The 3383-nt window shown below is 43.1% G+C and carries 6 protein-coding genes; 5 read left to right on the top strand and 1 reads right to left on the bottom strand.

The window, feature by feature from the left end; translation table 11 throughout:
- From A7D14_RS00910 to A7D14_RS00890, 5 genes are all read left to right on the top strand, one after another.
- Nucleotides 1-241, top strand: a 241-nt coding sequence (locus A7D14_RS00910) for a thioredoxin family protein (protein ID WP_067029003.1), incomplete at its 5' end; no start/stop codon positions are given.
- A 17-nt stretch (nt 242-258) separates the two neighbouring features.
- Nucleotides 259-1128, top strand: coding sequence for a hypothetical protein (locus A7D14_RS00905; RefSeq protein WP_083157918.1), 870 nt, complete (start codon nt 259-261; stop codon nt 1126-1128).
- A gap of 25 nt (nt 1129-1153) precedes the next feature.
- Nucleotides 1154-1639, top strand: a complete 486-nt coding sequence (locus tag A7D14_RS00900) for a heavy-metal-associated domain-containing protein (protein ID WP_067028999.1) — start codon at nt 1154-1156, stop codon at nt 1637-1639.
- 5 nt (nt 1640-1644) lie between these two features.
- Nucleotides 1645-1986, top strand: coding sequence for a mercuric transporter MerT family protein (locus A7D14_RS00895; RefSeq protein WP_166247886.1), 342 nt, complete (start codon nt 1645-1647; stop codon nt 1984-1986).
- The gene (locus tag A7D14_RS00890; RefSeq protein ID WP_067028995.1) at nt 1976-2794 is read left to right on the top strand and encodes an NHL repeat-containing protein; all 819 of its coding nucleotides are present in this window, start codon (nt 1976-1978) and stop codon (nt 2792-2794) included. The genes A7D14_RS00895 and A7D14_RS00890 overlap by 11 nt, the downstream gene beginning before the upstream one ends.
- 25 nt (nt 2795-2819) lie before the next feature.
- Here the strand turns inward: A7D14_RS00890 and A7D14_RS00885 are convergent, their stop codons facing one another.
- Nucleotides 2820-3326 carry a hypothetical protein gene (locus A7D14_RS00885; RefSeq protein ID WP_116183710.1) on the bottom strand — a complete coding sequence of 169 codons (507 nt, stop codon included), beginning with the start codon at nt 3324-3326 and terminating at the stop codon, nt 2820-2822.
- Nucleotides 3327-3383: the final 57 nt, after the last annotated feature.

Here is a 3383-nt window from a genome sequence, read left to right as displayed (position 1 = left end):
CAATTGTCCGGTCTGTGACCCAGTGGTCAAAATGATAAAGGAAATGGCCTGCGATAAATGTGAGGTAACCACATATGATTTGGTCAAGCAATGTGAAGACAAGACCTGTCTTGATAAGATGGATGAATATGGCATAAAGAAAGTTCCCGCTGTGGTAGTGAACGGTGAGCTCTTGGAATGCTGTAAGGATTCGGCTATCACCGAAGTGAAATTGGTAGAAGCGGGAATCGGACAATCCTAATTATAATGTGTTTGAGTATGATTAACAAAGTATTCCCTAAAATATCATTGAACATTCCCTATCTCAAATTGATATTGTTATTGGCCATATCAGGATCGGCGATGGCCCAAGGCCACGGCCCACTCTATGGGCTTCAGACACCGACCCTTGCCAAAGGTGGGGTCGATTTGAACGTGGCGGGAATGAGCCTAAGTACGGAGACCGAAACGTCCTATATGCTCCGCTATCTGTTTTCCTATGGCATTACGGAAGACCTGCAGATAAACCTGACCACCCCCACGATGATAGAAAGGTTGGGTGATGCACCGAGGACACGGGGCAACAGCAATATGCCCGCCAACGGGGATATTGAGGCTTCCCTTTGGTACCGGTTTTTCTCGAACGCCTTTGGGGTTGGAAAACGCTTTGAGTCCACCGCCATCGTGGGCGTTTCTGCGCCGACGGATGATGTCAGGGGACAGGCCAATGTGGGCAACTCGGTACACGCGGCCATTTCAACGGGCTATGCCTCGCGCACTTGGTATGGATGGATCGGTGGCGGATACCAATATTATTTTGAGAAAGGTGGCGAACAATTGGGCGACCTGCCCTACGCCAGTGCGGTAGTGGGGTATCGCCCCAATATATTTATGGGCGATTACCCAAAGCCCGATTGGCGCATTTTCATAGAATCATTGGCCGAATTCCCTGGCGACAATAAATTTGAGGGGCAAATGGACTTTACAGATTCGCGCAGTACAAAAATACTGGTCGGGCCCTCTTTTCTTGGACTATATGGCGCTTGGGGAATATCGTTCGGTGCGATGTTTCCGGTCGTACAGGACTTGACACTTGGGGCAGTGAAAGAAAGGTATCGATTGGCCATAAACTTAAGCTATTGGTTATAAAGCAAGAATTTTAAAAATGTATAAAATGAGAAATATATTTAGAATTATGATGATAGGTCTATTCGGAATTGGCACAGCATCGGGGCAAATTACCAAAGTTGACCAAGAAGTTTATGGAATGGATTGCGCCCCTTGCGCCTATGGCCTAGAGCGGGGACTGAAAAAGATGGATGGGCTTCAGGAAGTGCGTGTCAGCCTCAATGACGGAAAGGCATATATGGGATTGGCTGCCGAGAACGGACTTAAATTACGTAGCATTCAGGAAGAGGTAAAAAAGAACGGTTTTTCGGCAAAAAAAGCTGAAGTGACCCTAATTGGAAACGCAACGAAAGAAGATGGCCAATGGTACATTGAGACCGCTAATGAACGATTTTCGGTATCGCAGGATACGCCTACGGCGTTGTTACAAAAATTAACCGTTGGAACAGCAAGCATAAGCGGAACGGTGCAGGATGAGGAAGATGATAACCTCTCTGGCCAATGGTCCATCGTACTAACCAAAATCGAATAGATTTTATGAAGACTATTTCCAAAATGGTATTGGGAAGCAGCTTGGTTGCCGCCCTTCTTCCCTTGATGTGCTGTTTTTTGCCTGCTCTGCTATCGGTCGGCGCGGGATTGGGTTTCTTGGGCGGAAGTTTTGAATGGGTACATCCTGCCCAACCCTTTCTGACCACATTTTCGGTCGGAGCCCTTGGGTTTGCCCATTTTAAGAATTTTAAAAGTTCAAAAAAATGTAGTGGAGGGGAATCCTGCCAAAACGACAAAAGTAAACGTACCATCAATACTTGGTTTATGTGGACATTTACCTTGCTGATTCTTGCTCTTATGATTTTAAACTACTGGTATGAACTTTAGAAAGTTATTCATTTTTTCGGTTTTTGCTTTGGTTCTTCTCACATCCGGTTGTGAAAGAACGAAAGAACAATGGCAGTTCGAACGGAAAATTATACTTCCCAAAGAAGCCCGCCCCTTGGCTTTGGCCAAGGACGAGGAGGCCATTTGGTTTTCAGATCCGGATTATTTCCGCTTGTATAAAATCGACCTGAATGGAAAGGTGTTGGATTCCATCACGAGGATACAACGGCCGATGAACATCCATATGGATAAGGAAACACTTTACATACCCGAATTCTTGACCGACACCATCTGGCAATATAAAAAAGGTAAAACCAGTCCGTTGAAAATCAACAAACGGCCACAGGCCCCGGCGGGTGTTTCTGTATATGGGGATACCATTCTGGTAGCCGATTTCTATAACCATCGTATCATCGTTCAGACACCAAATTATAGCTATACTATTGGAAAGCAAGGCCATAATGAGGGCCAATTGTATTATCCAATAGATGTAAAACTAAAGGATGGTAAGGTATTCGTGGCCGATGCGTACAACCATCGGGTTCAGGTCTTTGATTTTGAAGGCAATCATATTGTTACGATCGGCCAAAATGAAAAAATAAACGTGGCCTCTGGCATTACTTTGAGCACTAATGAATTAGCTATCACCGACCAAGAAAATAACCGGATATTAATTTTTGATTATCAAGGAAAGTTGCTGCAAATATTAAAGGAAGGCATTTTCTATCCAACAGATATTCACTTTGACAAGGGAAGGCTTTTCATCGCCAATTTCAAGGACAATTCTATATCCCTTTATGGCAGGTAATATCAATTGGATATTTTTATAAAAGCTATCTTATGCGTTCATACTCCGTAAATTCGAACGTAGTCTCGCCATTTTCGTTTTTATCCGATTCACTTCTGACAAGTAATTGTTGGGCATTTAATTGAATTACAATATGGTATTCACTTGTATTAGAATTAACATGGCTCAGTTTTCCTGATTCTTCGAGAGACCAAGTGCCAATTTCAGTGAAAGTTTTTGATATCTGGCTATGACAGGCAATTGCCCCGATTCCCCAGAAATAGCGGTTATCTTCTTGCTCGTTACCCTTAACATATCTGAGAATATCATCTTTTCGGCAATTTTCGAATTGGGCAAACAAATCTTCCAAGGGCTCCAATATGCCCAATGAATCATTTGGTTGCCCTCTAAATTCTGCAATCCTTTTCCAATCTCCTGCTAAATTATTTTCGGTAAACAAAAGGTTGACTTGTTGTGAACTTTGGTCGTCTTTTTTGCAAGACCACATAACCAACAAGGAAAGTGACACTATGTAAATTGTTTGTTTTGGCATTACTTGATTGATATAAAGTTACATCTTATCCTAACATTTAGTACATCTATTTTACAG

The sequence above is a fragment of the Allomuricauda sp. CP2A genome, from assembly GCF_001683915.1.
In the GTDB taxonomy this organism is placed as follows: domain Bacteria; phylum Bacteroidota; class Bacteroidia; order Flavobacteriales; family Flavobacteriaceae; genus Flagellimonas.
This window is presented reverse-complemented; position numbering and strand designations above follow the sequence as displayed.